We start from the raw sequence: 4,890 nt of genomic DNA on the forward strand, positions 1-4,890 counted from the left end.
TAGACGGCCGCACCCCCGAAGCCCTCGCCTTCGAGATCGAGCAGGTCGTCCGCACCCGCTCCGGCATCATCCCCGCCTGACCCCAAAACCTAACCACTTGTAGGGGTGCGATTTATCGCATCCGCTCTCCCCGAATGCAACTTACGGAACTAATTACGGGCGATGTCGATCCTGCATGTGCCGGTCGGATACAACGTGTTGATGCGAGACAGTTCAATCGGTGAACCACCCTGAAGTTTTTTCGCCGGGGGCGATGTCCATCAACCGAGTAGCACGTAATTCGTTGCGGAGCGCCGCCGAACCCGAGCGGCCTGAGCGCCCCTTCGGCCCGTAGCGCCGAAGCCCCCGCGCCGCGAGCTTTCGGCAGATGCGGAAACGGGGAGCGGCGCGCAGTCTGGAGATGCCTCCGCTGGCAAGCTTCTCGCAAAGCCGCGCCCGCTTTCGCGACGTACGCACGGACACACCCCAGGCCCGCCCCGGAGAGAAGCCAGATGGCCGACGACGCATCGCCGCGCATCTTCACCCACGAGCGTTTCGAGATCCGCCCGCGCGACGGCTCGCCGCCCATCCGCGGCGACGTGCGCTGGCTGGCCGACACGCAGCCGCGCACGGCGGTGGTGATCGCGCACGGCTTCAAGGGCTTCCGCACCTGGGGCTTCTTCCCGCCGCTGGCGCGCGCCATCGCCGCGCAGGGGCACGCGGCGGTGCTGTTCGACTTCTCGCACAACGGCCTGGGGCGCGACGGCGTGGACTTCTCGGCACTCGACCTGTTCGAGCGCAGCACCCACAGCCGCAACGTGGACGAGATCCACGCCGTGATCGACGCGCTGGAAGACGGCAAGCTGCTCAAGCGCCCGCCGTCCGCCATCGGCCTCCTGGGCCATTCACGCGGCGGCGGAGAGGCGGTCATCGCCGCGTCGGAAGACACGCGCGTGGAGGCACTCGTCACCTGGGCCGCCATCGCCGACATCCCCTCGCGCTGGACGCCGGAGCAGATCGCGACGTGGGAGCGCGGTGAGTCCGTGCACATCGCCAACGCCCGCACCGGCCAGCAGATGCCCGTGGGCGCGGCCTACTGGCAGGACGTGCAGGCCAACCGCGAGCGCCTGGACATCGCCGCCGCCGCCGAGCGCCTGGAGATCCCCTGGCTGATCGTGCACGGCGAGAACGACGACTCCGTGCCGGCGGACGACGCGCGCGCCCTGTTCGACGCCGCGGGCAGCACCACGGAGATGGTGCTGCTGGAGGAGACGGGGCACACGTTCGGCGCCGCGCACCCGTACGAGGGCCCCACCACGGCGCTCCAGGCCGCGGCCGAAGCCACGCTGGAATGGTTCGAGACGCACCTTGCGCCCGCGCCTGCCGGGGCGTACATGAATCGGTAGACAAGCCGCGGCGCGAACGTTATTCTATGCGCACCCGCCCGCCGTCCGCCTGAGATCGCGACACGCCGCCTTCGGAGAGCCCCACATGCCGTACGTTATCGCCGAGCCCTGCATCGGCACCAAGGACGCGAGCTGCGTCGAGGTGTGCCCGGTGGACTGCATCTACGAGGCAGGGGAGCAGTTCTACATCAACCCCGACGAGTGCATCGACTGCGGCGCCTGCGAGCCCGAGTGCCCGGTTCAGGCCATCTTCCCGGACACCGACGTGCCGCCGGAGTGGACGGACTACATCGCCAAGAACCGCTCGCTCTCCGACAAGTAGCCGCCGCGCCGCACCCGCGGCAGCGCGAGAAGGGGCGCATCCCACCCGCGGGATGCGCCCCTTCTCCGTTTCGATGCAACCTCTCCGCGAGCCGTTCACCGCGCCCGCGACGATGATCCCGGCCGACCCCAAGCTCCCGGCAACAGCGGGCGACGCCGGCTTCGCGCCGTCGTAGCCCGCGGCTTCAGCCGCCGGGGCGCTGCATCGATCTCACGTGCTCCGCGGCCCATCCGTCTTCCCGCGTCTCTTCGCTTCGTCCCGCCCGACCACGTCCGACTCGGCCACCGCTTACCGGTTGCGCAGTCGCAGCACCATGTCGGCGTAGCCGTTGTCCGGGTCGCCGCCGCGGCGCAGCACGCGGTCCACCGTGCCGGGGCCGCGGTTGTACGCCGTGAGCGCCAGGCGCGTGTCGCCGTCGTAGCGGTCCATCAGCTTCGCCAGGTACTTGAACCCGATGCGCAGGTTCGTCTCGGGATCGCGCAGGTCGCTGCGCGTGGTGCCCGGCTCCATCCAGCGCGCCGTGCTGGGCATGAGCTGCGTGAGGCCGATGGCGCCCACGTGGCTGGTCGCGCTGCTCTTGAACGAGCTCTCCGCCTTCACCAGCCCGAACGCGACCTCGGGGTCGATGCCCGATTCCACGGCCGCGGCGTGGATGTCCTGCGCCAGCGACGGCGTCACGCGGTAGCCGTGCTTGGCGTACTTGGCCGCCAGAGCCATCGCCTTGCGCCCCGCCTCGTCCTTCTCCGAAGGCGCCGTGTCTGCCGCAGGCTCCGCCAGGGCGGGAGCGGCGACCGGCTGGGCGAGCACCGGCATCAGGTCCGGCGCGGTGACGGCCATCGCCAGCGGGTCGGGCGTGCCCAGCGTAGCGCCACCGTGGTGCTTGGCCGCGGCGGCCACGCCCTGCAGCAGGCCCGCGGTCACGAGCACCGCCTGCACGCCGCGCGAACGGATCAGAAGCTTGCTGGCGTTGCGGCGCGACGCCGAGCGGGTGTCGCGCTGCTTCGGCGCATGGTCCTGCATGAAGATGTCGTGCAAATGCATGTCTCCTGTCGGCGGCATGACGGGAAGTGACCGACACGGCCACTCCGAACGCCATGCTCAGGCATTCAACATTGAGCACGAATGATAACCCACTCAACTTCTTGTGTCAACCGAACTTAGCGTTGAGTATCCGTAAAACGTGCACTGGTGCAGCCTTTCAGGGATGGCTCGCAACGCCGAGAACAGTAATGTAGATCCAAGAAATGTGCGTCGTCTTTCCACATCAGCCATCAGGAATAAACTCCTGTAGCATTGCGGAAGTTTTACGTGGAGAATGCACGGGATACGTGAAACGCGCCCGGCGCCTCGGCGGACGGGGAGACGCGAGAGGGTTCGTGCGGGGAGATGTACCGGCGTCGGTAGGATACGGGACGCGGGAAGATGCGCCAGGAACGTCTTTCCGGTCCGGAAAGGTGTGCGCTGTGGCGGAGGTGCGGCGGGGAGATGTGGCGTGGGGGAGACACGAAGTGCGGCAAAACGACACGGGGCCGAAGTGTCTCAGGTGAGACACCTCCGCCCCGTCCGCAAGCCCGCTTCTGGCCGACCCTTCCGACGTGGGCTAGAAGCCCGCAGCGCGAAGCTGGTCGAGGTCGACTGCAGCCGGAGAAGCGGGCTCGTGCCTGTGATCGCCGTCCATCCGGCGCTCTTCCTGGCGCTGGCGAACGATGGTCAGGCTGGCCACGACGGCTGCGATGGCAACGAGACTGACGCCCAAGGTGCGGATAGGCCCTCCGAAGGTGGGAAAATAGTGGAGGTCGAGGGCGCATCGGCCGAGGCGCCAAACGGGTGGATGAGCATCTTCCGTGCCGAACGAGCGTTCGATACCGGCACCATGCGCGGGCCGTTGCAGGCCGGGAAAAACCGTTACGCGGGGCCGAGCTTCCGGCCATCTTCGGGAACTGTTCCACGCACCCGAACCGCCACACGGTGCACGCTGTGCCGCTCCCCATCCGCTTCGGAAACATAACGCGCGAGCCGGCGGAGTCATGACGCCCGGCCGCGCATCTCCCGGCCCGCCGTCGCTTGCCGGACGCGGCGCGCGGTTGCATCTTGCCCGGCCCGGAAAGCACGAGCACGGCGGCACATGACGGCGAGGAGCGGATGCCCCAGAAGAAGCGGTACGCGGACACCGACGGCGGCTTCGAGGTGGAGCTGCCCGAGGGCTGGACGGCCGAGCCCGACCGCGAGGAGGGCGGCGTGGAGATCTCGCACCCCGACGGGGCCGGCATCCTGCACCTGATCGGCTTCGAGCAGGACGAAGACGAGTTTCCGGACCCTGCCGAGGAACTGTACGCGTTCCTCGAAGACCGCGGCGTGGAGCTGGAGGAGGACGAGGTCGAGGACTTCTCGCTGCCGGACGACGCGGAGATGACCCTCTGCGAATACACCACGGCGGGGGACGACGAGGACGACGACGCGACGTTCTGGATCGTGGGCGTGGCCACCGCGCCGGGCCGTCTGGTGTTCGCCACCTACTTCTGCGTAGCGGGCGAAGAGGAGCAGGAGCGCGAGACCGTCCGCGCCGCGCTCGCCACGCTCAAGCTGCACCCCGCGTAGCCGATTCCGTCAGCCCCGACGATTCCGCCCGGCCGTCTCGGACGGCGGGCTTGGGACCAACCCAACACCCAGGAAACCGCAGATGCCGCTCAAGAAAGGCGACGCCGCGCCCAGCGTGACGCTCCCGTCCACCACGAACCAGCCGGTCTCGCTGAACGAGCTGTGGAGCAAGCAGCCGCTGGTGGTGCTCTTCTTCCCGCTGGCCTTCACCAGCACGTGCACCGAGGAGCTGTGCACGGTGGGCGGCGACCTGGGCTCGTACACCGGCCTGGGCGCGCAGGTGGTGGCGGTGAGCGTGGACTCGCCGTTCGCGCTGGAGCGCTTCCGCAAGGAGACGGGCGCCGACTACCCGTTCCTCTCGGACTTCAACCGCGAGGCCACCAACGCGTTCGGCGTGCTGCGTCCCAGCCCGCTGGGGCCCGGCCTGCTGAACGTCTCCGACCGCGCGGCGTTCGTGATCGGCACCGACGGCAGGATCGCGTACGCCTGGCACAGCACCAACCCCGGCCTGCTCCCCCCGTTCGACGAGATCAAGGGCGCGCTCCAGGGCCTGAAGCAGGCGGCGTAGCATCGGCGGTCCGGTCG

At 68.8% G+C, this 4,890-nt stretch carries 6 protein-coding genes; 4 read left to right on the plus strand and 2 right to left on the minus strand.

Annotated features, from left to right (window positions below):
- Positions 1-491 precede the first annotated feature (491 nt).
- Together VFE05_10480 and VFE05_10485 are read left to right on the plus strand one after the other, a co-directional pair.
- Positions 492-1,385, plus strand: a complete 894-nt coding sequence (locus tag VFE05_10480) for an alpha/beta hydrolase (GenBank protein HET6230483.1) — start codon at positions 492-494, stop codon at positions 1,383-1,385.
- 85 nt (positions 1,386-1,470) lie between these two features.
- Positions 1,471-1,707, plus strand: a complete 237-nt coding sequence (locus tag VFE05_10485) for a ferredoxin family protein (protein ID HET6230484.1) — start codon at positions 1,471-1,473, stop codon at positions 1,705-1,707.
- A 288-nt stretch (positions 1,708-1,995) separates the two neighbouring features.
- On the opposite strand, the gene VFE05_10490 is transcribed toward VFE05_10485, so the two are convergent.
- Together VFE05_10490 and VFE05_10495 are read right to left on the minus strand one after the other, a co-directional pair.
- Positions 1,996-2,742, minus strand: coding sequence for a lytic transglycosylase domain-containing protein (locus VFE05_10490; protein ID HET6230485.1), 747 nt, complete (start codon positions 2,740-2,742; stop codon positions 1,996-1,998).
- Positions 2,743-3,307: 565 nt separating this feature from the next.
- Positions 3,308-3,430: a hypothetical protein gene (locus VFE05_10495; GenBank protein ID HET6230486.1), complete on the minus strand. Its 123-nt coding sequence runs from the start codon at positions 3,428-3,430 to the stop codon at positions 3,308-3,310.
- Positions 3,431-3,849: 419 nt separating this feature from the next.
- Here VFE05_10495 and VFE05_10500 point away from each other — a divergent pair, with 419 nt between their 5' ends.
- Entirely contained in the window at positions 3,850-4,305 is a 456-nt protein-coding gene (locus tag VFE05_10500) for a hypothetical protein (GenBank protein HET6230487.1), read from the plus strand.
- Positions 4,306-4,387: 82 nt separating this feature from the next.
- A complete protein-coding gene (locus VFE05_10505) occupies positions 4,388-4,873 on the plus strand; it encodes a redoxin domain-containing protein (GenBank protein ID HET6230488.1) in 486 nt (161 codons plus the stop codon).
- Positions 4,874-4,890 lie beyond the last annotated feature (17 nt).

Source organism: Longimicrobiaceae bacterium (assembly GCA_035696245.1).
Lineage (GTDB): Bacteria > Gemmatimonadota > Gemmatimonadetes > Longimicrobiales > Longimicrobiaceae > DASRQW01.

What these genes read in the sequence shown, in the direction of transcription:
- VFE05_10500 (HET6230487.1), top strand. Translation starts at nt 3,850, where the DNA reads ATGCCCCAGAAGAAGCGGTACGCGGACACCGACGGCGGCTTCGAGGTG.
- VFE05_10480 (HET6230483.1), top strand. Translation starts at nt 492, where the DNA reads ATGGCCGACGACGCATCGCCGCGCATCTTCACCCACGAGCGTTTCGAG.
- VFE05_10485 (HET6230484.1), top strand. Translation starts at nt 1,471, where the DNA reads ATGCCGTACGTTATCGCCGAGCCCTGCATCGGCACCAAGGACGCGAGC.
- VFE05_10505 (HET6230488.1), top strand. Translation starts at nt 4,388, where the DNA reads ATGCCGCTCAAGAAAGGCGACGCCGCGCCCAGCGTGACGCTCCCGTCC.